The sequence below is a fragment of the Actinomadura sp. 7K507 genome (genome assembly GCF_004348425.1).
GTDB lineage: Bacteria > Actinomycetota > Actinomycetes > Streptosporangiales > Streptosporangiaceae > Spirillospora.
Map to the genome: position 1 here is coordinate 1 of NZ_SMKK01000040.1, position 23,204 is coordinate 23,204.

The 23,204-nt window shown below is 69.3% G+C and carries 19 protein-coding genes; 12 read left to right on the forward strand and 7 right to left on the reverse strand.

The window, feature by feature from the left end:
* From E1285_RS11850 to E1285_RS11860, 3 genes are all read left to right on the forward strand, one after another.
* A partial coding sequence (locus E1285_RS11850; RefSeq protein WP_132151128.1) for a TetR/AcrR family transcriptional regulator occupies nucleotides 1-527 on the forward strand: 527 nt, incomplete at its 5' end.
* A gap of 98 nt (nucleotides 528-625) precedes the next feature.
* Nucleotides 626-3,094, forward strand: a complete 2,469-nt coding sequence (locus E1285_RS11855) for an alpha/beta fold hydrolase (protein WP_132151130.1) — start codon at nucleotides 626-628, stop codon at nucleotides 3,092-3,094.
* Nucleotides 3,091-3,921, forward strand: coding sequence for an ABC transporter permease subunit (locus E1285_RS11860; RefSeq protein ID WP_132151132.1), 831 nt, complete (start codon nucleotides 3,091-3,093; stop codon nucleotides 3,919-3,921). The genes E1285_RS11855 and E1285_RS11860 overlap by 4 nt, the downstream gene beginning before the upstream one ends.
* A 297-nt stretch (nucleotides 3,922-4,218) precedes the next feature.
* On the opposite strand, the gene E1285_RS11865 is transcribed toward E1285_RS11860, so the two are convergent.
* Nucleotides 4,219-4,614 (reverse strand): thioesterase family protein, encoded by a 396-nt coding sequence (locus E1285_RS11865; RefSeq protein WP_132151134.1) that lies wholly within the window; start codon nucleotides 4,612-4,614, stop codon nucleotides 4,219-4,221.
* Nucleotides 4,615-4,633: 19 nt separating this feature from the next.
* Nucleotides 4,634-5,647, reverse strand: coding sequence for a DUF1731 domain-containing protein (locus E1285_RS11870; protein ID WP_347814074.1), 1,014 nt, complete (start codon nucleotides 5,645-5,647; stop codon nucleotides 4,634-4,636).
* A gap of 47 nt (nucleotides 5,648-5,694) precedes the next feature.
* On the opposite strand from E1285_RS11870, the gene E1285_RS11875 reads away from it, so the two are divergent.
* Complete coding sequence (locus E1285_RS11875) at nucleotides 5,695-6,831, forward strand: Fic family protein (protein WP_132151138.1); 1,137 nt, start codon at nucleotides 5,695-5,697, stop codon at nucleotides 6,829-6,831.
* Between the two features lie 576 nt (nucleotides 6,832-7,407).
* Here the strand turns inward: E1285_RS11875 and msrA are convergent.
* On the reverse strand, nucleotides 7,408-8,064 hold the full coding sequence (msrA, locus tag E1285_RS11880) for a peptide-methionine (S)-S-oxide reductase MsrA (RefSeq protein ID WP_132151141.1): 657 nt from the start codon (nucleotides 8,062-8,064) through the stop codon (nucleotides 7,408-7,410).
* 96 nt (nucleotides 8,065-8,160) lie between these two features.
* Between msrA and E1285_RS11885 the strand changes: the two genes are divergently transcribed.
* The 8 genes from E1285_RS11885 to E1285_RS11920 all read left to right on the forward strand — a co-directional run bounded on the left by E1285_RS11885 (nucleotide 8,161) and on the right by E1285_RS11920 (nucleotide 16,997).
* Nucleotides 8,161-8,517 (forward strand): hypothetical protein, encoded by a 357-nt coding sequence (locus E1285_RS11885; RefSeq protein WP_132151143.1) that lies wholly within the window; start codon nucleotides 8,161-8,163, stop codon nucleotides 8,515-8,517.
* A gap of 437 nt (nucleotides 8,518-8,954) precedes the next feature.
* On the forward strand, nucleotides 8,955-10,226 hold the full coding sequence (locus tag E1285_RS11890; RefSeq protein ID WP_165966571.1) for a cytochrome P450: 1,272 nt from the start codon (nucleotides 8,955-8,957) through the stop codon (nucleotides 10,224-10,226).
* An 8-nt stretch (nucleotides 10,227-10,234) separates the two neighbouring features.
* On the forward strand, nucleotides 10,235-11,137 hold the full coding sequence (locus E1285_RS11895) for a terpene synthase family protein (RefSeq protein ID WP_207946547.1): 903 nt from the start codon (nucleotides 10,235-10,237) through the stop codon (nucleotides 11,135-11,137).
* Complete coding sequence (locus E1285_RS11900; protein WP_132151147.1) at nucleotides 11,134-12,753, forward strand: prenyltransferase/squalene oxidase repeat-containing protein; 1,620 nt, start codon at nucleotides 11,134-11,136, stop codon at nucleotides 12,751-12,753. Before E1285_RS11895 ends, E1285_RS11900 begins: the two co-directional genes overlap by 4 nt.
* Before the next feature lie 279 nt (nucleotides 12,754-13,032).
* Nucleotides 13,033-15,543: a nitrate- and nitrite sensing domain-containing protein gene (locus E1285_RS11905; protein WP_243722727.1), complete on the forward strand. Its 2,511-nt coding sequence runs from the start codon at nucleotides 13,033-13,035 to the stop codon at nucleotides 15,541-15,543.
* A complete protein-coding gene (locus E1285_RS11910; RefSeq protein WP_132151151.1) occupies nucleotides 15,540-15,965 on the forward strand; it encodes a roadblock/LC7 domain-containing protein in 426 nt (141 codons plus the stop codon). The genes E1285_RS11905 and E1285_RS11910 overlap by 4 nt, the downstream gene beginning before the upstream one ends.
* Nucleotides 15,962-16,387, forward strand: coding sequence for a DUF742 domain-containing protein (locus E1285_RS11915; protein WP_132151153.1), 426 nt, complete (start codon nucleotides 15,962-15,964; stop codon nucleotides 16,385-16,387). The genes E1285_RS11910 and E1285_RS11915 overlap by 4 nt, the downstream gene beginning before the upstream one ends.
* Nucleotides 16,368-16,997, forward strand: coding sequence for an ATP/GTP-binding protein (locus E1285_RS11920; protein WP_132151155.1), 630 nt, complete (start codon nucleotides 16,368-16,370; stop codon nucleotides 16,995-16,997). The genes E1285_RS11915 and E1285_RS11920 overlap by 20 nt, the downstream gene beginning before the upstream one ends.
* 68 nt (nucleotides 16,998-17,065) lie before the next feature.
* Here the strand turns inward: E1285_RS11920 and E1285_RS11925 are convergent, their stop codons facing one another.
* From E1285_RS11925 to nuoL, 4 genes are all read right to left on the reverse strand, one after another.
* Entirely contained in the window at nucleotides 17,066-17,983 is a 918-nt protein-coding gene (locus E1285_RS11925; protein WP_243722731.1) for a polyprenyl synthetase family protein, read from the reverse strand.
* Between the two features lie 133 nt (nucleotides 17,984-18,116).
* A complete protein-coding gene (nuoN, locus tag E1285_RS11930; RefSeq protein ID WP_132151159.1) occupies nucleotides 18,117-19,712 on the reverse strand; it encodes an NADH-quinone oxidoreductase subunit NuoN in 1,596 nt (531 codons plus the stop codon).
* Nucleotides 19,709-21,289, reverse strand: coding sequence for an NADH-quinone oxidoreductase subunit M (locus E1285_RS11935; protein WP_132151161.1), 1,581 nt, complete (start codon nucleotides 21,287-21,289; stop codon nucleotides 19,709-19,711). The genes nuoN and E1285_RS11935 overlap by 4 nt, the downstream gene beginning before the upstream one ends.
* Nucleotides 21,286-23,202 carry an NADH-quinone oxidoreductase subunit L gene (gene nuoL / locus E1285_RS11940; RefSeq protein WP_207946548.1) on the reverse strand — a complete coding sequence of 639 codons (1,917 nt, stop codon included), beginning with the start codon at nucleotides 23,200-23,202 and terminating at the stop codon, nucleotides 21,286-21,288. The genes E1285_RS11935 and nuoL overlap by 4 nt, the downstream gene beginning before the upstream one ends.
* Nucleotides 23,203-23,204: the final 2 nt, after the last annotated feature.

Here is a 23,204-nt window from a genome sequence, read left to right on the forward strand (position 1 = left end):
TCCTGGAGGCGGCCCGCGACCTGTTCGGCGAGCACGGCTACGACGGCGTCACCGTCCGGATGATCGCCGCGCGGGCCGAGGCGAACATGGCCCTGGTGAACCGGTACTTCGGGTCCAAGGCGGCGCTGTTCGGGGAGGTCCTCGCCGGCGAGTCGGTGCTGCGCGAGATCATCGCGGGCGACCCCGAAGGCCTGCCCCGGCGACTCGCCGAGCACTTCGTCCGGCAGCTCGACCAGAGCCACGTCTCCACCACGTCGCGGATGCTCGACCGGTCGGCCGGCCAGCCCGAGGTCAAGAGGATCCTGCTCCACTACCTGGAGGAAGTGATCGTCGAGCCGATCGTCGCGCAGCTCGACGGCCCGGACGCCCGCGCCCGCGCGATGCTCGCGTCCACGATCATCATGGGCGGCGGGCCCGTCCGGCGCCTCCTCGGCCTCAACGACCTGCGCGCCGCCGACCCGGACGAGCTCACCGACCGCCTGACGGCCATGTTCACCGCCGCCCTCGCGCCACCCCCCACCACGTGACCGCCGGGCGGGCGCCTGGTACATACGGCGGCGAGCGCAGGTGATGAACGTCTCAAGGGCGAAGTCTCCCGGGGACCGCCGCACATAGGGTTACAGCCATGAGGCTGGGGGCCGCCTTCCGGGCGCGGTGGGGCAGAACAGGGCGGACGGCCCGCTGGACGGCGGCCGGTACCGCCATCGCGCTCGCGGCCGGGTGCGCGGCGTGGGGCGTCACGGCGGACGGCGCGTCCCACGTCCAGACCATCGACCGGCGCATCGCCGTGGTCGACGGCCCCGGCGACGACCAGCGCGTCACCCTCGACACCACGTTCTACAAGCCCGCCGGCGGCGGCAAGGCACCGGCGATCATGCTGGGCCACGGCTTCGGCGGCGACAAGCGGGACGTCGCGGGCGAGGCGCGCGAACTCGCCCGCGCCGGATACGCGGTGCTGGCGTGGACCGCGCGGGGCTTCGGCCGCTCCACCGGGCAGATCGCGCTCAACTCCCCCGACTACGAGGTCAAGGACACCCGGCAGCTCATCGACTGGCTGGCACGGCGCCCGGAGGTCCGGCTCGACGCGCCCGGCGACCCGCGCGTCGGCATGACGGGCCAGTCGTACGGCGGCGCGATCGCGCTGATGACCGCCGCCCACGACCGGCGCGTGGACGCCATCGCGCCGAGGATCACGTGGCACAGCCTCGCGGACGCGCTGTTCCCCGACGCGACCGGCGGCGAGCCCTCGGACGGCGTCTTCAAGAAACTGTGGGCGGGCCTGTTCTTCACCGGCAGCCCCGGCCCGACGGCGTGCGGGCGTTTCCTGCCGGAACTGTGCGAGATGTACCAGGAGATCGCGGAGAAGGGCCGTCCCACCGGCTCGGCGATCGAGACGCTGCGGCGGTCGAGCCCGGCGTCGGTCGCCGACCGGATCAAGGTGCCGACGCTGCTAGTGCAGGGGCAGACCGACTCGCTGTTCCCGCTGGACCACGCCGACGCCAACGCCCGCGCGATAGCCCGCAACGGCGCGCCCGTGTCGGTGGTCTGGTACCGGGGCGGCCACGACGGCGGCGCACCCGAGACCGAACGGATCGGAGGCATGCTCCTCGACTTCTTCGACGCGCGGCTCAAGCGTTCCACCGCGCCCTCGCCGGACGGCTTCACGGTGACGCGGGCGGGCGGGCTCGACTCGTCCACCCAGGACGTCGTGGTCGAGGAGGCGACGACCGGCTCGTACCCGGGCCTGTCCGCCGACCCGGCGGAGTTCCCGCTGAGCGGCGCCGAGCAGACGATCCACCAGCCCGCCGGCGGATCCCCCGCATCGATCTCCGCGCTGCCCGGACTGGGCGCCCTGGGCTCGCTCGACTCCCTCAATCCGGGCGGGGGCGGGCTGCCGGCCGAGATGCCGGGGCAGTCCGCCACGTTCGACACCCGTCCGCTGGCCCGCCCCGTCCAGCTGACGGGCGCCGCCACCGTCCGGCTCAAGGCCGACGGGGACGGCCCGCTGTTCGCGAAGCTGTACGACGTCGCTCCGGACGGTTCGGCGACGCTCGCGCAACGCCTGGCCGCACCGTTCCGAGTATCCGGCGACGGCGAGGCCACCGTGACCCTCCCGGCGATGGACCACCGCTTCGACCGCGGCCACCGCATCCGCCTCGCCATCGCGACCACCGACATGGGCTTCGCCACCCCTGCGAAGCCGACGTCTTTCAAGGTGCGGCCGGTGTCGTCGCTGAGTGTTCCTTCTGTCCCCTCCCTGACGGCCGCTTCGGCGCCCGTGCCGGCGTGGATCTGGGGCCTGCCGGCGGCTGCTCTCGCCCTCGCCCTCCTCATCGTCATGTCCGGCCGCCGACGCCGGGGTCCCGAGACGGACAGCGATGTCCCCTTGGAGATAACGGGACTGACGAAGGCGTACAAGAACGGCCATCTCGCCGTCGCCGACCTTTCGTTCCGGGTGGAGAAGGGACAGGTACTAGGGCTGCTCGGGCCGAACGGTGCCGGGAAGACGACGGTCCTGCGGATGCTCATGGGGCTGATCCACCCCGACTCCGGCGAGATCCGCATCTTCGGTCACCGCGTCCATCCCGGAGCACCCGTCCTGTCCCGGCTCGGTTCCTTCGTCGAAGGACCTGGATTCCTCCCCCATCTCTCCGGCCGCGACAACCTGGATCTGTACTGGCGCGCCACCGGCCGTCCCCTGGACGAAGCCCACCTGGACGAGGCGCTGCAGATAGCCGACCTGGGCTCCGCCCTGGACCGCGCCGTCCGCACGTACTCCCAAGGGATGCGGCAGCGCCTCGCGATCGCCCAGGCCATGCTCGGGCTCCCCGACCTGCTCGTCCTGGACGAGCCGACCAACGGCCTCGACCCGCCGCAGATCCGCGAGATGCGCGAGGTGCTGGTCCGGTACGCCGAGGCCGGGCGGACGGTCATCGTCTCCAGCCACCTCCTCGCCGAGGTCGAGCAGACCTGCACCCACGCGGTCGTCATGGCAGGGGGCCGCCGCGTCGCCGCGGGCCCGGTCGCCGAGATCGTCGGCTCCTCCCGCCGCCTGGAGGACGCGTTCCTGGAGATCATCGGAGAGGGTTCATGACCGCCTACGACGTCCGGCGGACCCTTCCGCTGCGGGTGGAGGCCGTCCGCCAGTTCCGGCGGCGCCGCACCCTGGTCACGTTCGGGATCCTGCTCGTCCTCCCGTGGGTGCTGGTCGCCGCCTTCAAGATCGACAGCGGTGACCGCCCGGACGGCGCCCCCGGCCTGGTCGACGTCGCCACGGCCGGCGCCCTCAACTTCGCCCTGTTCGCCCTGTTCATCTCGACGGGCTTCCTGCTGGTCGTCGCCGTCGCCCTGTTCTGCGGCGACACCGTCGCGAGCGAGGCGGGCTGGTCGTCGCTGCGCTACCTGCTGGCCGCACCGGTGCCCCGGGCCCGCCTCCTGCGCCAGAAACTGATCGTCGCGCTCTCCTACGCGGTCCTGGCGGTCGTCAGCCTGCCGCTGATGTCGCTGATCGCGGGCACCGCCGGGTTCGGCTGGGACGACGTCGAACTCCCGACCGGCGGAACCGTCCCGGTGAGCACCGCGCTCGGCCGGATGGCGATCATCATCGGCTACGCCCTCGTCTCCCAGCTCGTCGTCGCCGCCCTGGCCTTCCTGCTCTCCGTCACCACCGACTCCCCGCTCGGCGCCGTCGGCGGCGCGGTCGGGCTGGTCATCGTCAGCAACATCCTGGACGCGGTCATCGCCCTCGGCTCATGGCGCGAATTCCTGCCGACGCACTGGATGTACTCCTGGATGGACGCCCTCCAGCCCGAGATCCAGTGGACGGGCATGGCCAAGGGTTCGGCCATCTCCATCGCCTACGCCGTCGTCCTTCTCGCCGTAGCCTTCCGCAGCTTCCGCGGCCGCGACATCGTCTCCTGACCCGTAATCCCGGCCACAGACACCGTCGCGGCAGGTAACAGCCATGCCACGTATGGCGACGGCCTCTTTTCAAAAATCGGTCGATCCGGCACTGTACGTCGCATAAGCTCAGCGAACCTCACGCGGCGCGGGTGCGTCGTAGGTGGTAGGGCACGACATCGGCTCGATCGACGGGTTAAGCCCGGCCCGATGGGGGGAGATGATCACCATGGCACGGCAGCAGCTCATCAAGCGTCCCAAACCCCCACGTCAACCGAGCCCACCCGACCTACGGACCCCGTCCGGCCGCCTCCTGCCCTACTGATCCCGGTTCGCGCGGGGAAGCCGCGCGAGGAACCTCTCCCGATCCACGACGACCCGCTCGACACGGCCACTGCCCACCACCGCGCCCAGCGCGTCGGTGGCGGTGATGTCGAACACGAGCCGGGCCCCGTCGACCTCCACGAGTTCGGCCGCGACCGTCACCCGCATGCCGACAGGGCTGGCCGCGAGATGCCTCAACTCGACCCGCGTCCCCACCGAGGTCCGCGACGCGTCCAGCCCCTCGATCGCCTGGACCGTCACCCCCTCGGCCAGCGCGAGCAACCGCGGCGTAGCCAGAACCGGGACGTCCCCGCTCCCAACGCGGACGGCCGTGTCCGAGTCCTCCACCACAACGGACATCTCCGCCCGCAACCCCGCACTCAACTCCATGCGCCCATGCTCCTAGGTTTCACCCGCGTACGCGCTGGACGAGGTCGGCGGCCGCCTCGGGCCACTCCGCGTGGTCGAAGGTGAAACCGGCGCCGAGGAGGCGGCCGGGGACGACGCGGCGGCTTTTCAGCAGGAGTTCGGTGTCCGAGCGCATCGCGAGCGCTCCGAGTTCGGCCATCCACTTCGTCGCGGGCAGGCCGACCGGAACACCCCAGGCGGTGCGGAGTGCGCGCATGAACGCGCGCTGTGGCAGCGGGCCGGGAGCGGCGATGTTCACAGCGCCGTCCAGGTCGTCCCGGCCGACCAGGAACTCGACCGCCCGGACGAAGTCGCCGTCGTGGACCCAGGACACATACTGCGCGCCGCCCGCGACCGGCCCGCCGAGCCCCAGCCGCGCCAGCCGGAGCAGCACGTCGAAGACACCACCGCGATCGGGGCTCATCACCATGGCGGTACGCAGAGCGACCTTGCGGGTGGACGGCGTCTCGGCCCGCTCCTGCGCCCGCTCCCAAGCCTTGGCGATCTCCACGCTGTAGGCCCAGTAGCCCGGCACGCCGGCTTCAGCGCCGCCGACCACCCCGGTCGCCTCATCGTTGGGGACGTCGAAGCGGTGGGCGTAGATGGTGGCGGTGCTCATCTGCAGCCAGACCCGAGGAGGCCGCGCAGCACCTGCGATCGCCTCCCCCACCACCCGGGCTGAACGCACCCGCGAATCCATCATGGCCTGCAGATTCGCCGGCGTATAACGGCAATTGACACTGCGTCCCGCCAGGTTGATCACGACGTCGCTGCCATCGACCGCCTCGACCCAAGGCCCCAGGGTCTCACCGTCCCAGCCGACTTCCCGCTCACCCGCCGGCCGCCTGGTCAAGACCACGACCTCATGCCCCGCGGCGGTAAGCGCACGATCCAGAACCCCGCCCACCTGCCCGGTCCCCCCGGGTATCACTATCTTCATCGACTCCCCCTCACCGGCATCGTGAACAACCCTAGCTCCAAGTTGAACACGTTCAAAGAGGAAAGAATCACCCATCGGCAAGCGTGGTTGACGTAGTGATTGCGTCAACCTATCATAGCCGCATGCTCTTCCCAACGCCCGAGCTCGACGGCCTCGATCACTCAGTCCTGGAAGAGATCGAGCAGATGCGAGCGAACTTGCGCCACCAGATACGCCAGGTATCCACGAAGTGGACGGAAGGTCTTCGGAAGTACCTCACTGCAGACGCGGTGGCGGCCTCGAACTCCATCGAAGGGTTTCGGGTGTCCACGGTCGACGTCGTGGACCTGATGGAGGGTGAGCGCGACGTCGAGTTGTCAGAAAGCAACCGCGACGAGACTCTCGCCTACCAGCACATGATGACCTACATCCAGACGCTCCATGACGCGGCAGACTTTTCTTACAGCAAGGGTTTGCTGAACGCGCTCCACTGGATGCTCCAGGGACACCGCCACACGGTCTCCAAGCCCGCCGGCCAGTGGCGCCGAGGCCCGGTGTACGTCACCGATCCCAGAGATCCGAGCATCGCCGCCTACACGGCCCCTGACGCCGGAGACGTTCCAGATCTCATGGACGAGCTGGTGGGATGGCTGATCGAAGGTGACAGCGCCCACCCCTTGGTTAACGCCGCAATGGCTCATCTCCACCTCGTCTCGATCCATCCGTGGAGCGACGGGAACGGTCGGATGTCACGGTCGCTACAGACCCTCCTGATCGCCCGCGAAGGCGTGCTCGCCCCGGAGTTCTCGTCGATCGAAGCATGGCTGGGACGTCCGGGGAACACCTGGGAGTACTACCGCGAACTCAATGCCCGAGGTCCGCACTATCACCCTGACCAGGACGTTTCTAGTTGGGTCAAATTCAACCTGACCGCATATCACCAGCAGGCACAGACTGTCAGGAACAGGCTGTCCAGAACCAGCAAGGTCCTAGAACTCCTCACAGGCTTCGCGGCAGCGGAGGGTCTGGACGAGCGCCTGGTCGCCGCTCTACACGAGGTCGCGATGACCGGACGCGTCCGGCGCCTGCGCTACGAACACGCGGAAGCACTGAGCGTTCAGCAAGCACAGCGCGACCTACGTGAACTGACAAGCTCCGGCATCCTCGAGTCCGTTGGCCGCACTCGGGCCCGCTCGTACAGTGCGGGGCCCCGCTTCCCCGAGCCGGCCCTCACAGCGGCGAGGACCCCCACATCCCTGATCGACCCTTACCGCCGCTGACGCCCTTGACCATCAGCCTCCTGGAGCCCCGTTCCGCCTATAACCCAGTAGCCTCCCGGGTTCTGGCGAGGGACTGCCGGTGGTGAGCGTCGGCGGCGGTGCGCCCGGTTGGGGTGATCGCGCGACGACCGCGTTGCCGAACTGGAGCCACCACTACTGGGTCTGCCCATGGACGCGGACCGACCGGACCGCTCATCAAGGCGGGCCGACCCGGACCCGCTCGAACTGCGGGTGGCCGCGCTCGGCGCCGGTTCGCGCGGCGTGGCCGCGGCCGCTACCGCGTACCGCCGACGATCAGTTCCGCCATACGAAGCAACCGGGTCACATACCCGGCATCCTCGCCATGGAGGTGTGACCTGACGCCCCGGAGATCATTGAGCCAGCCGCCCAGAGCTGACCGACGCGCGACGTCGAGAGCCCCGGCCTCCAGGTAGACGGAGATGCATCCCGTTATGTAGGCGTCGAGAGTCGCCACTGATTCACCGCTGGGTGCATCCAGCCAGCGCAGAGCACTCGGGAACGTCCGTCCGGAGTGCTCTGCCCAGAGGATCGAAACCTCGTCGTCCGCCGTCCGGGTCACTCGGCGGGGGCCACGCCCACGGGGCAGGAGAGGCCGGTGCCGGTGATGCCGCAGTAGCCGTTGGGGTTCTTGTTGTCCGAGAGGTACTGCTGGTGGTAGTGCTCGGCGTAGTAGAAGTCGGTGGCCTTGGTCAGCTCGGTGGTTATGGGGCCGTGGCCGGCGTTCGTGAGGACCTGCTGGTAGGCGTCGCGGGAGGCTTCGGCGGCCTTCTGCTGGACGTCGGTCCTGTAGAAGATGGCTGAGCGGTACTGGGTGCCGGTGTCGTTGCCCTGGCGCATGCCCTGGGTCGGGTCGTGGGCTTCCCAGAAGACGCGGAGCAGTTCGTCGTAGGTGACCTTGGTGGGGTCGTAGACGACGCGGACGGTTTCGGTGTGGCCGGTCTGGCCGCTGCAGACCTCTTCGTAGGTGGGGTTCGGGGTGTAGCCGCCCTCGTAGCCGACCGAGGTGGAGATGACTCCGGGGGTCCGCCAGAAGACGCGCTCCGCGCCCCAGAAGCAGCCGAAGGCGAATTCGGCGATCTCGGCGCCGTCCGGGAAGGGCGGGGCCAGCGGCGCGTCGAGGACCTCGTGGCGCGGCGGCACCGGCATTGGCTCGTCCCTGCCGGGGAGTGCCTTCTCCGGAGAGACCATCTGGGTCTTCGCAAAGCCGAACATGCCTCCAGGTTAGCTCGCCGCCGGAACCGGTGCCCGGGGACACGTTGCGGGAGTTAAAGTGCCGGACGTCGTAGCCCTGGGTTCGGAGGAGTCTCGTTGCGTCTGGTCAACGTCACCGTGTTGGGATCTGCGCTCGTCGCGGCAGGGATGCTGGCGCCGGGAGCGGGGACCGACGAAGCGACCGGGCAGCACGGGGTCATCGCGGTGGACCCGGAGGTGGTCCGGCCAGGCCAGCGGGTGAAGATCTCGGTTCCCGGCTGTGTGGGCGGGGAAGCCGAGGTGACGTCCCAGGCATTCGCGCGGACGGCCACCGACGGTGCCGCCACTGTCAAGCGGGATGTGGAGCACGGCACGTACACCGTCGCCGCGCTGTGCGGTAGCCGGAAGGTGTCCGGCGAGTTCGACGTGGCCGGGCGGCTTTCCTGGCCGACGCTTCTGCCGACCGACCACTAGAACTCCGGACACGGGGACGGTATCCGCGGATCGGTATCGGATTCGAAGATAGATTCGATTCTTTCGGATTCGATTAATCGAAAATCACTAGCCAACATTCCCCCTGGCTCACTGTCATATCACTTGCAAAGTGAAGCATGTCACACACAGATGGACACAATTCCTACCAATAGGACGCTTGTTTTCGTTAAATGATCATGTGATACTCCCCTAGAACCGAACATTTCCCCCATAGCGCCGAAAGTCGTAGATAGGCGGACGTTTCCGGCGTCGCCTCGGAACCCGCACACCGTCACACAACCGAACCACCCGCATACGTTCAGAGGGATCGGTCGAGCATGTCTGTCGGAGTCAGCGATGCCAGAGAAGCCAGAAGTGCTCCCTTCCGCCATAACCTGCCGAGACTGCTCAGAGATCCGCTCACGGCGATCGAGGAGATGGGGCGCGAGTCGAACGGCGCGATCACCCGGGTGAACCTTGGCGTCTTCAGGCCGTACCTGGTGACCCGCCCCGAGCACGTGCAGCACATCCTCCGCGACAACGCAGCGAACTACCGGCGCGAGGGGCTGATGTGGAAGCCCCTCAGCAGGCTCGTCGGCGAACCGTCCGGCGCGGACCCCGTATGGCCCCTGAAACGCCGGACCTTCCAAACCCTGCTCACCGGCAAGAAGATCGAGACCTACACCGACGAGATGGCTGCCACGATCGCGGCGAACGTCGACGACCTCGGCCGCAGGGCCGACGCCGGGGAGCCCGTCGACTGCAGCGACGAGCTGACCCGCATCGTCTACCGGGCCATTCTGCGGATCTTCATAGGCGACCGGCTGTCGCTCGCCGACGCCGACCGCCTCGGCGAGGCGATCACCATAGCCACCACCTCCTCGTTCCGGTCCCGGATGCTTCTTCCCTTCGTTCCGCACGCTGTTCCCCTACCGGGGGACCACGCCTTCCATCGCGCGGTGCAGAAGGTCGACGACATCATCTTCCCCGTAATCGAGAAGGCCCGCCGAGAAGGGGCGCACGAGCGGGACGACGCCGGCCACGACATCGTGTCCCTCCTGCTGCAAGCGCGTGACGAGGATGGCGCCGCGCTGGACGACCAGGGCGTGCGGGACGGGATCGTCTCTATCTTCGTCGCCGGCACAGAGACCACGGTGACCGCGCTGAGCTGGCTCTGGGTGGTGCTCGCCGCCCACCCCGAGGTGATGCAGAGGCTCAGCGCGGAGATCCGGGACGTACTCGGCGGCGCCCAGCCGACCCGGGCGCATCTGCCGAAACTGAGCTACACGAAGATGGTCCTGCAGGAGTTGCTGCGCATCTACTCCGTCGGCTGGATCACCCCCCGGATCGTTGCCGAGGACGACGTGATCGACGGTGTCCGGATGCGCCGGGGAGCCACGGTCGCCGTCAGCCCCTATCTCACCCACCGCGTCCCCGATGTATGGCCTGACCCGCTGAGGTTCGACCCCGAGCGCTTCGCGCCCGGACGGTCCCGGCACCGCTTCGCCTACCTGGCGTTCGGCGCCGGACCGCACCAGTGCGTGGGCAGTGTGTTCTTCACGGTGGAGGCTCAGCTCATCGTCGCCAGCATGATCAGTCGCCTGCGTCCGACGCTGCACGGACCGGTGGGAGTCCGGCCGCAGATCGGACTCACTCTGAAACCACGGCAACCCATCCGAATCTCGCTGAACCCGATCAACCGCGGATAGGGACCTACGTGGGAATCCCCGACGGCATCTCGACCACCGAACTCTCCTCCGCCATCGAGCACGGGAAGATCAGCGCCCTCGCGGTGGACTGCCAACGCGACCTGCAGCCGTGCGCCGAGCGACACGCGGCCCTGTTCCCGGGCGGGCCGTTCGACCCGAGGCTCCTGAGCGGAGTGACGCTCGCCAACGCGTTCGGTTCCCCGTGGGCGAGCGCGACCGAGCTGAGCATCGCCTGCCGCGCGTCGCTGTGGGTCTTCGCGGCGGACTGGCTCGCCGACTACGAAGCGAAGGCACGCGAGGACATCGACGCACTCACGGACGCCTGCCTCGCGGTCGCGGACGGCTCCGAACCATCCCCGGCCATCCCTCTGGCGCAGTTCCTGGCCGAGATACGCGACACGCTCGCCATCAGTCCCGCGTTCACCGGTCTGCGCCCACGCTGGCGCACGCAGCTCAAACGCTACTTCGCCGCGATGACACGGGAGTGGGAGTGGCACGACGCGCTCACCCGCCAGGGGCGGAAGCCGACGTTCGGCGAGTACATCGACAACGCCGACAACTTCGGCTCCTCTTTCGTCAACGTCTCCCATTGGATCCACACATGCACTCCGGATGCACTTGAGCACATCGACGCCCTCTGGGCAGCGAGCGGAACGGTTCAACGCGTCCTGCGGTTGCTCAACGATCTGGCAACCGTCCAGAGGGACATCGCGTGGGGGGACCTCAACCCTCTCGTACTCGGGGTGGACAAGGCCGAGGTCACCGAGCACATCGACTTGCTCGTCGCAGAGTGCCTCGCCGAACTGGCGCCGCTCCGGGCGAAGTGTCCGAAAGAAGCGACATACCTGGAGCGCCAGATCGGATTCAGCACCGGGTTCTACGGGCGGACCGACTACTGGGGCGAGCTATGAGCGTGCAGCACGAGGACGCAGGGGATGCACCGAGCGTTCCCCCGGCACTCGACCTGGCGGCCGGCGCACGCGAACTGATCCGCGGTCTCCACGAGAACCCCTGGGGTCAGGTGTCCCCGTCGGTGTACGAGACGGGACGTCTTGTGACGCTCGCCCCCTGGCTGGCAGGACACCGGGAACGGTTGCGGTTCCTCTTGGCGTCCCAGCGCAGTGACGGTGCGTGGGGCGCGCTGGGGGGCTATTCACTCGTTCCCACGTTGAGCGCCACCGAAGGGATCCTGTCTGAGCTCCGCAACCGCAATTCCGACATCGATGATCACATCCTGAGGAAGGCGGCCGACCACGGACTCCAAGCCCTGACCACCCTGCTGGAGGGCGTTTCCAGCCGGTCGATCCCCGACATGCCTGCGGTGGAGCTCATCTCAGCCCATCTCACCTGCCTGATCAACGACCACCTGGCGGGGCCGGACGGCACCTCGCCGGGCCCGCCGGAGCTACGGCCAGCTGGTTTCCGGCTCCGCGTCCCCGGAGGGTGGGACGAATCGGCCCTCGAACCACTCCGGGCCCGGCTGAGCGAGGGGCGTGACGTGCCCGAGAAGCTCCTCCACGCACTAGAGATCGCCGGCCCCGCGGCGCATCGAACCGGCTCGACCCGGCCCGGCTCCCGCACCGGCGGCGTCGGCGCGTCACCGGCCGCCACGGCCGCGTGGCTGGGGCCCCTGCCGCCGCCTCCCGGCGACCCCGCTCGCCGCTTCCTCGAAACCGTGGCGGAACAGCACGGCGGGCCGGTGCCCTGCGGGTTCCCCATCACCGTGTTCGAACGGTCGTGGGTGCTGACCGGGCTGATCCGGGCGGGCGTGCCCGTCCGCGTGCCATCCGCACTCGCCACTTCGCTGGCCGCGGAGATCGGCCCGGCGGGCACCCCTGCGGGCGAAGGGCTGCCCGCGGACGCGGACACCACGTCCGTGGCCCTGCACGCGCTCACCCTCCTCGGCTCCCCGATGGACCCCGACTGCCTTCTCGCTTTCGAGCTGGACGACCGCTTCTGCACATGGCAAGGGGAACAGGGAGCCTCCGTCACGACCAACGCACACGTTCTCGACGCGCTCGGCGAGTTCGTTCAGCGCCATCCCGGCGCCTGCCACCGGTACGCGCCGGCCATGGCGAAAGCATCGAACTGGCTGCGGGCGCAGCAACACCCGGACGGAAGCTGGACCGATCGGTGGCATGCCTCCCCCTACTACGCAACGTCCTGCGCCGTCCAGGCACTGCGGCGCTTCGCCGGTGTCGCCGCCCGCGACCACGTGCGGCGGGCGGAACGCTGGGTGATGGACACCCAGCGGGGGGACGGCTCGTGGGGCCGCTGGGTCGGTACTGCCGAGGAGACCGCGGAGGCCATGCTCGTTCTGACAGCCGCCGATGCGAGCGAGACGGGAGCCGTCCGCCATCCATCCCACGTCCAGGCGATCGCACAGGGACGCGACTGGCTGCTGCGCGCACCGGACTGGACGGACGGGCCGGCGCTCTGGCATGACAAAGACCTCTACCTGCCCAAGGCGATCGTCCGCTCCACGGTCCTGAGCGCTTTGCACCTGGCGCGGTCCAGGCGACGCTGAACGACCCGAGATCCGTGCGCGGGCCTGGACGTGAAGCTCGCCACAGTGATCTTGGCGCCGTCCTGCTTAAATAGTGAAATTTGACGTCTTAGGGCTCCAGCACGTTGCTAAGGTGCTGCGGTGTGTGAGGAGGGCGTCCATCCCGCCCCATCACACACTCGGACAACCTAGACCTGCCGCCCTTGATCATGTCGCTGGGGTCGCGGGGTTTGCTCACATCGTTGGGACGGGCCGTCAATGCGTTTCCGCAATTCACGTCTGCGGACCAAGATCACTGCGTTGCTGTTGTCGCTGACTGCGCTCTGGGCGTTCGCCGCGTGGGTGACGCTCCGTGATGGTCTGGGCCTCCTCTGGGCCAACACCCTGGACGAGAAGATCAGCCGGCCAACCGTCGCACTGGTGACGGCCATGCAGAACGAACGCCGGGCCTCGGTCGTCTACGTCGCCTCCCCCGGTCAGCAGCAGGGGCAGGCGCTCGCGACACGGCGAGCCGAGACGGACAAGGCCGTGAAAACAGTCCGCTCCACGGCCTCCGGAAGAGACGTCTCCTGGGCGGCGAGCGACAGTCTCGAACAGCGCATCAATGAGATGTTCGGGGCCCTGGACACCCTGGACGACAGCCGTGCCATCATCGACGCCCGGAACGAGACGCGAGTCAAGTCCGCCGACTCCTACAACCGCATCGTCGACACCGCTTTCCGCGTCTTCAACTCGACCGGCGCCGTCCTGAACGACGAGGGAATGTCCAAGGACAGCCGTACCCTCAACGCACTGACCAGGGCTAAGGAAGTCCTCTCCCGCGAGGACGCCGCCCTCGCCGGAACGATCGCCGCCCGCCGGTTCGAGCCCGGTGAGCATGCCCACTTCGTCGGCCTCGTTCACACCGCGCGTTTCCTCAGGGAGGAGGCCGCTGCCGAACTTCCGCCCGCGGACCGCGAACGGTTCGACAAGCTCGTCGGCGGGACCGTCTTCGCGCGCCTGAGCGCTCTTGAGCAACGAACCGTCCAGCATGGCGGTGCCCGCCCCCCCGTTCAGAGCGCGGAATGGCAAGAGGCCATGGCGCCAGCGCAGGAGGGCATGGAGGATCTCATTCGCACCGGTGGTGACGATCTGGTGGGCCGTGCCGGGCCGGTGGGCGCCGGGATCATCGTCCGGCTGGCGCTGGCCGGTGGGCTCGGGTTGCTGGCGGTCATCGCGTCCATCGTCGTGTCGATCACCACGGCACGTGCCCTGGTGCGCCAGCTGGAGCGGCTGCGCGACGCCGCCGCGGAGCTGGCCGAGCAGCGGCTGCCCAGCGTGGTCGAGCGGCTGGGCCACGGCGAGAAGGTGGACGTGGCCGCCGAGGCCCCCGAGCTGCAGTTCGGTGACGACGAGATCGGCCAGGTGGGCAAGGCGTTCAACCACGTCCAGCGGACCGCGCTGGCCACGGCCGTCGAGCAGGCCGAACTGCGCCGCGGCATCCGGGACGTCCTGCTCAGCCTGGCCCGCCGCACCCAGACCCTCGTGCACCGGCAGCTCACCATGCTGGACACCATGGAGCGCCGCCGCGACATCGAGGTCAAGGAGCTGGAGGAGCTGTTCCGGCTCGACCACCTCGCGACCCGCATGCGGCGCAACGCCGAGAACCTCATCGTGCTGTCCGGCGCGCTGCCCGCCCGCGGCTGGCGCAACTCCGTCCCCATGGTGGACGTCGTCCGCGCCGCGGTCGGCGAGGTCGAGGACTACACCCGCGTCACCGTCCTGCCGTTCGGCCCGGTCGAGCTGGCCGGACGCGCGGTCGGCGACGTCACCCACCTGCTCGCCGAGCTGATCGAGAACGCGGTCTCGTTCTCCCCGCCCGACACCGTCGTGCAGATCGGCGGGCACCTCGTCGCCAGCGGCTTCGCCATCGACATCGAGGACCGCGGGCTCGGCATGACCGACGACAAGCTCACCGAGATCAACGAGCGGATCGCCGACCCGCCCGACTTCAACCTGCAGAGCTCCGTCCAGCTCGGCCTGTTCGTGGTCAGCAAGCTCGCCGAGCGCTACAACGTGCAGGTCTCGCTGAAGCGCTCCGCCTACGGTGGCACGACCGCGGTCATCGTCATCCCCCGGGAACTGATCGCCGAGCAGGGGCCGGTACCCGTCAAGGCCGGCGCCACCACCCAGAACGGCCTCGAGGTGCGGCAGCCCGCGGCGGTCGGCGCGGGCGGCGGTGACTCCAGGTCGTCGGGGGCCACGGCGACGCTCTCCCCGCCGGGGACCGGCCCGCAGCCAGCCGGGCCCGCGCTCGTGGCGGTGCCACCCCCCGCGTCGGAACCCTCCGGCCCGGCCCGGCCCGCACCGGGATCGCCCACACCGGAATCACGCGGGGCGGACGCACCCGGCAACGGCGCCCCTGGTTCGGGCGCCCCCGACACCCCCGCGCACAACGACGCCGTCCCCGCGGACGGAACCCGCTCCGACGAGGGCTTCGCCCCCGACGGCGGCGCTCCCGCGACCATCGAGCCGGAGGACCAGCCACCCGTGCCCGACAGTTCCACCACACCATCCGGCCTCCCCGTCAGGGTTCCGCAGGCGAACCTGGCCGAACCCCTGCGCTCCGACGAACAGACCACCGCGGAGGAGCCGGACGAGCAGGACGACCCCGGCCGCTCCCCCGAGGAGATCCAGCGGATCATGGGCGCCTACCAGCGCGGCACCCGCAGGGGCCGGTCCGACGCGGCCTCGCGTGACCCGTCGGAGCAGGCGGATCAGCACGGCAGTCCACCCGGCACCAACGCAGCGGAAGGCGAGGAAGACCAGTGACGCAGAAGACCGGTTCGACATCCGATCTCGGCTGGTTGCTGGACGATCTGATCCACCGGCTGCCGCACACGCGCAACGCCGTCGTGCTGTCGGCGGACGGCCTGCTGATGGCCTCGTCCCAGGGCATGAGCCAGGACGACGGTGAGCACCTGGCCGCCGTCGCCGCCGGGATCCAGAGCCTCGCCAAGGGCGCCGGGGTCCGCTTCGGCGGCGGGCCCGTCCGGCAGACGATCATCGAGATGCAGTCGGCGTTCATGCTGGTGACGGTGGCGGGCAAGGGCGCCTGCCTCGCGGTGCTCGCCGAGGAGGACGCCGACGTCGGCCTCATCGCCTACGAGATGGCCATGCTCGTCACCGCGATGGGCCACCACCTCACCTCCCCGTCCCGGTCGGACTCCCCCAAGGAGGGAGGCCCGGCATGATGCCCCCCGAAGACCCGCACGACCCCTGGCCGGACGATCCGACCACGCGCCCGCCCGTCCACGACCGCCTGCTCGACGACCAGGCCGGGCCCATGGTGCGGCCGTACGTGATGACCAGCGGCCGCATGGAGCCGACCCGCGGCAAGTTCGACCTCATCACCCTGGTGGTGGCGGTCGGACCCGAGCCCGAGGGCGCGATCAGCTTCGGGCCGGAGCACCTGTCCATCATCCGGCTCTGCCAGTCGGTGATGTCGGTGGCCGAGATCACCGGCCACCTCGACCTTCCCGTCGCGACCGTGCGGGTCATGCTCGGCGACCTTCTCGACAAGGGGTTCGTCTCGATGCAGGAACCCGAACCTGAGGCGGACATGCACGACATCAGGCTCTACAAGGCGGTGATCGATGGTCTCCGGGCCCTCTAGCTCCGGGGGCGGGCGGCGCGACATGCGCGCCCGCAGGCTCCCCACGGCGGTCAAGATCGTGATCGCGGGCGGTTTCGGCGTCGGCAAGACGACGATGGTCGGAACGGTCTCCGAGACCCAGCCGCTGCGGACGGAGGAGATCCTCACCGACAACAGCGTCGGTGTCGACGACATCGCCGGCGTCGAGCGCAAGGACACCACCACCGTCGCGATGGACTTCGGCCGCATCACGATGAAGGACGAGTACGTCCTCTACCTCTTCGGCACCCCGGGCCAGAAGCGCTTCTGGTTCATGTGGGACGAGGTCGCCCTCGGCGCCCTCGGCGCCGTCGTCCTCGCCGACACCCGCCGCCTGTCCGACTGCTTCCCGTCGGTGGACTACTTCGAGCGCCGCAACACCCCGTTCGTCGTCGCCGTCAACTGCTTCGAGGGCGCCCAACGCTACGACCTGGCGGAGATCCAGACGGCCCTCAACCTGGGCCCCAGGGTTCCCGTCATGCTCTGCGACGCCCGCGACCTCGATTCCTGCAAGCAGGTCCTCATCAACCTGGTCCTGCACTCCATGAAGTACCGCGGCCTGTCCGAAGAACCCGAACCCCAGAACGCCTGAGACGGCGAAAAGGAAGGGAGGCCGCGCGAGCCGCGCGGCCTCCCTTTTCCGTTGCTCGGCCCGGTCGCTCAGCCCGTCCGGGACACGACGTAGTCGCAGAGGGCGGTGAAGGCGTCGCGGGCGGGGATGGCGGGGAGGGTGAGGAGTTCGGTCCTGGCGTCCTCGGCCCGGCGGCGAAGGTCGGCGCGGGCGTGGTCCATGGCGGGGTGTGCGCGCAGGAGGGCGAGGGCCTCGGCGTGGAGGGCGTCGTCGGAGAGGTCCTGGACGAGGAGTTCACGGAGGCGGGCGTCGTCCGGTCCGGAGCCGACACCGGCGAGGACGTGGTACATCGGGAGGGTGCGGATGCCTTCGCGGAGGTCGGTGCCGGGGGTCTTGCCGGACTCCTCGGTCTCGGAGGCGATGTCGAGGATGTCGTCGGACAGCTGGAACGCGATGCCGATCTTCTCGCAGGCCGAGGTGACGGTGTGGACGACGTGCGCCGGGGCACCGGACAGCAGGGCGCCGAACTGGCCCGAGACGGCGATGAGGGACGCGGTCTTGTCCGCGACGACCTGGAGGTAGTGCGTGAGGGCGTCGGCGCCCTCGCCGGGGCCGACGGTCTCCTGGATCTGGCCGCGGACGAGCCGGGCGAACGCGCGGGCCTGGACGCGGACGGCCTCGGGGCCGAGGTCGGCGAGCAGGTCCGACGCGCGGGCGAACAGGTAGTCGCCGGTGAGGATGGCGACGGTGTTCGTCCAGCGGGAGTTGGCGGACTCCTGGCCGCGGCGGACGGTCGCCTCGTCCATGACGTCGTCGTGGTAGAGGGTGCCGAGGTGGGTGAGCTCCACGACGACGGCGGCGGGGACGACGCCGGACGCGGCGGGGTCGCCGAAGTGGGAGGCGAGCAGCACCAGCATCGGCCGGAACCGCTTGCCGCCCGCTTCGACGAGGTGCTGTGAGGCCTCGGTGAGCAGCGCGTCCTCGCCGCGGACGCAGTCCATGAGCATTTCCTCGACCGTGGCCAGGCCGCCCCTGGCGTCGGCGGCGAGGGCGGCGTCTATGGGAAGCCCGAACGGGCCGGTCTCGGCTACGGCCGGCCCGCCGGGCTGCTCAGCGAATGGGTGGCTCACCCGAGTCTCCCTACCGGACGAACATGTCGGTCGTGGCTTGTCCCGCAAGGTCCAGAATGGGCTGTGGGAGCACGCCGAGTACCACAGTAGCCGTCACGCCGATCGCGACCGCGACCGCGGTCGCCGGCCCGGCCACCACGACCGGCCCGTCGGGGTCGGGCTCGCTGAAGAACATGACGACGATCACCCGGACGTAGAAGAACGCGGCGACGGCGGAGGCCACGACGGCGACGACGACCAGCGGTGTCGCGCCCTCCTCCACCGCGGCCTTGAAGATCGCGAACTTCCCGGTGAACCCGCTGGTGAGCGGGATCCCGGCGAACGCCAGCAGGAAGAAGGCGAACACGCCCGCCACGACCGGGGAGCGCTTGCCGAGCCCGGCCCAGCGCGACAGGTGGCCGGCCTCGCCGCCCGCGTCCCGCACCATCGTGACGACGGCGAACGCGCCGACAGACGCGAAACCGTACGCGAGCAGGTAGAACAGGGTGCTCGACAGGCCGTTCTCGGACGAGGCGATCACGCCGAGGAGCAGGAACCCCGCGTGCGCGATCGACGAGTAGGCCAGCATCCGCTTGATGTCGGTCTGGGTGATCGCGATGATCGACCCGGCGACCATGGTGAGAATGGCCACACCCCACATCAACGGCCGCCAGTCCCAGGCGAGCGTCTCGAACGTGACGTAGTAGACGCGCAGGAGCGCGCCGGCCGCGGACACGACGGTGCAGGACGCCATCAGCGCCGTGATCGGGGTGGGGGCGCCCTGGTAGACGTCCGGCTTCCACATGTGGAACGGGACGCCGCCGAGCTTGAACAGCAGCCCGACGGACAGCAGCGCGGCGCCCGCGAGGAGCAGGGTCTCGTTGCCGGCGTCCTTGCCGATCTGGGCGGAGATGTCCGACAGCCGCACCGAGCCGGCGTACCCGTACAGCAGCGCGATCCCGTACAGGAAGAACGCCGAGGAGAACGCGCCGAGCAGGAAGTACTTGACCGAGGCCTCCTGGGACAGGAGGCGCCGCCGGCGGGCGAGCCCGCACAGCAGGTACAGCGGCAGCGACAGCACTTCCAGCGCCACGAACATCGTGAGCAGGTCGTTCGCGGCCGGGAACATGATCATGCCGCCGACGGCGAACATCATCAGCGGGTACACCTCGGTCTGGGTGATCCCCGCCTCGCTGGTGCGCTGCTCGGCCTCGCTGCCCGGCAGGGCGGACGCCTGCGCGGCGAAGGCCCCTTCGGCGACCCCGGCGCGGCCGCTGCCGCGGTCGGCGATCAGCAGGAGGCTGACCAGCGCCAGGATCAGGATGGTGCCCTGCAGGAACAGTGTGGGGCCGTCCACGCCGAGCGCGCCTTCGGCGGCGACCTGGTGCGGGTTCTCGCGCCAGCCCAGCATGACCGTCCACACGAAGGCGCCCGCGATGCCGAGGAACGCGATCGGCACCTGCACGTGGTAGCGGGCGCGGCGGCCGACGAACGCCTCGACGAGGACGCCGAGGAGCGCGGCGCCGAAGACCAGCAGCATCGGGGCGATCTGCCCGTACTCGATGTGCGGTGCGGGGATGTCACCCCCCTGCGCGAGGACCGCGCTCACCTGACTGCTGGTGCTCATGGACGGGCTCCGTTCTCGGCGGCGTTACCGGTGATGTCCGGCGCCGGGTCCTTCTCGTCGACCCGGACCAGCGTCTCGTTCACCGACGGGTTGATCACGTGCAGCACCGGCTGCGGGAAGAAGCCCATCACCACGATGATCGCGATGATGGGGGCGACGGCCCACTTCTCCCTGGCGTTCAGGTCCTTCAGGCCCTCGACCGCGGGGGCCTTCGGGCCGCCCATGGTCCGCTGGTACATCCACAGGATGTAGATCGCCGCGAGCACGACACCGCTGACGGAGAGCACGGCGGCCCACTCGTAGCGGCCGAACGTGCCGACGATCACCAGGAACTCCGACACGAACGTCGACAGGCCCGGCAGCGACAGCGCGGACAGGCCCGCGATGAGGAACATCCCGGCGAGGACGGGCGCGACCTTCTGCATGCCGCCGAAGTCGGAGATCCGCGCCGACCGCCGCCGGACGATCATGAACCCGACGATCAGGAACAGCGCGCCGGTGGAGAAGCCGTGGTTGACCATGTACAGCGCCGCGCCGGACTGCCCCTGCGACGTCATCGCGAAGATGCCGAGGACGATGAACCCGAAGTGCGACACCGACGTGTAGGCGACCAGGCGCTTCATGTCGACCTGGCCGATGGCCAGGACCGCGCCGTAGATGATGCTGAGCACGGCGAGCGCCAGCACGACGGGGGTCGCCCACTTGGCCGCGCCGGGGAACAGCTCCAGGCAGAACCGGAGCATCCCGTACGTGCCGACCTTGTCCAGGACGCCGACGATCAGGACCAGCGCGGGCGCCGGGGCCTGCTGCGCCGCGTCGGGCAGCCAGGTGTGCACGGGCACCATCGGCGCCTTGATCGCGAACGCGATGAAGAAGCCGAGGAACAGCCACTTGGCGGTCGTCGGGTCGATGTTCATCTGCGACAGCTCGTCGAACATGAACGTGCCCTGCCCGAGCCCGCCCTCCGACGCCGGCTTGCTCGACAGCGGGTACAGCCAGATCACAGCGACGAGCATCAGCAGCCCGCCGAACAGCGAGTACAGCAGGAACTTCACCGCGGCGTAGGAGCGCTGCGGCCCGCCGAAGTACCCGATGATGAAGTACACCGGGACGAGCATCGCCTCGAAGAAGACGTAGAACATGAACACGTCGGTCGCGGCGAACACGCCGATCATGGCCGCTTCGAGGGTCAGCAGCAGCGCGAAGTACGTCTTCGCCGACCGCTTGGCCGGCACGTCCACGCCGCCGGACCGGTCCGCCTCGTTCCACGACGCCAGCATCACCAGCGGGACGAGGATCACCGACAGCAGGATCAGCACCAGCGCGACGCCGTCGACGCCGACCGCCCAGTGGACCCCGAACTCCTTGATCCACCAGTACTTCTCGGTGAACTGGAAGCGCGGGCCGCCCGCGTCGAAGCCCGCCGTCATGACGCCGGCGAGCACCGCGACGGCGATGGACACGCCGATCGCGAACTGCTTGACCAGCGTCTCCCGCTCGCGCGGGATGGCGATGAGCGCCAGCGCGCCCACCAGTGGCAGCGCGATGAGGACGCTCAGCCAGGGAAAGTCGCTCATGAAACGTTCACCACCAGGAGCGCGGCCACCACGAGCGCCGCACCGAAGGTCATCGAGAGTGCGTAGGAACGGGCGAAGCCGGTCTGGACGCGGCGGAGCCGCCCGGACGTGCCGCCGATACCGGCGGCGGTTCCGTTGACGGCGCCGTCGACGCCGCGCCCGTCGAACCAGACCGCGAGCCGGGTCAGCCACTGGCCGGGACGCATCAGCAGCGACTCGTTGAGCGCGTCGCCGTAGAGGTCCTTGCGGGCCGCGACGGTGACGAACGAGCCCTTGGGCGCCTCACGCGGCACCTTCCGGCTGCCGTACTGCCGCCACGCGATCGCCGCACCGATGACCATCAGGACGAGCGCGACGGCGCCGGTCGGGGTGATCAGGGCGAAGTGGTGCTCGTGCTCGGGCTTGCCGACGACCGGTTCGAGGAAGTGGGCGAACCCGCCGAGGATCAGGAACCCGCCGGCGGCGAGCGAGCCGACCGCCAGCAGGAGCAGCGGGATCGTCATGACCTTGGGCGACTCGTGCGGGTGGACGTCGTCCGCCCAGCGCTTCTCGCCGAAGAACGTCATGAACATCACGCGCGACATGTAGTACGCGGTGATGCCGGCGCCGACCAGCGCGCACACGCCGAGGATCGTCCCGTGCATGCCGCCCTTGTCGAACGCCGCCTCGATGATCCCTTCCTTGGTGAACCAGCCGGACAGTCCGGGGAACCCGATGATGGCGAGGTACCCGAGGCCGAACGTGACGTAGGTGATCATCATCACCGAGCGGAGCGCGCCGTAGTGGCGCATGTTCACGTCGTCCTTCATGCCGTGCATGACGGATCCGGCGCCGAGGAACAGGCCGGCCTTGAAGAAGCCGTGCGCGATGAGGTGCGCGATGGCGAAGACGTACCCGGCCTTGCCGAGCCCGGCGGCCAGCGTCATGTAGCCGATCTGCGACATCGTCGACCCCGCGAGCGCCTTCTTGATGTCGTCCTTGGCGCACCCGATGATCGCACCGGCGAGCAGCGTGGCCGCGCCGACGATCGTCACCACCAGCTGCGCGGTCTCGGACATCTCGAAGATCGGCCCGGCCCGGACGATGAGGTACACCCCCGCCGTCACCATCGTCGCGGCGTGGATGAGGGCCGACACCGGGGTCGGGCCCTCCATCGCGTCCAGCAGCCAGGACTGCAGCGGCAGCTGCGCCGACTTGCCGCACGCGCCGAGCAGGAGCAGCAGCCCGATCGCGGTGGCGGTGCCGGTGCCCAGCTGGGACGCCATGCCGACGTGCTCGGCGCCGCTGCCGAGGATCGGCTCGTAGTCGATCGTCCCGAACGTGGCGAAGATCAGCGCGATCGCGATGATCAGCCCCATGTCGCCGACGCGGTTGACGACGAACGCCTTCTTCGCCGCGGTCGCGGCGGTCGGCTTGTGCTGCCAGAACCCGATCAGGAGGTAGGAGGCGAGGCCCACGCCCTCCCATCCGATGAACATGACCAGGAAGTTGTCACCCAGTACCAGCAGCAGCATCGCCGCGACGAACAGGTTCAGGTACGCGAAGAACTTGCGCCGCTCGGGGTCGTCGGCCATGTAGCCGACGGAGTAGATGTGGATGAGCGAGCCCACCCCGGTGATCAGCAGCACGAAGCTGATGGACAACGGGTCCACCAGCAGGTCCATGCCGACCTTGAACGCGCCTACGTCGATGAAGTCCCACAGGTGCAGGCTTCGGCGCCGCTCTTCGGCGCCGTAGCCGAGCATCTGGACGAACATCGCGACGCCGATCGCGAACGACCCCACCGACATGGCGACACCGAGCAGATGTCCCCATCTGTCGGTGCGCTTCCCTCCGATCAGGAGGATCGCGGCGCCCGCGAGCGGGAGCGCGATGAGGAGCCAGGACGCGGCCTGGATGCCTTCCGCTTTCATCC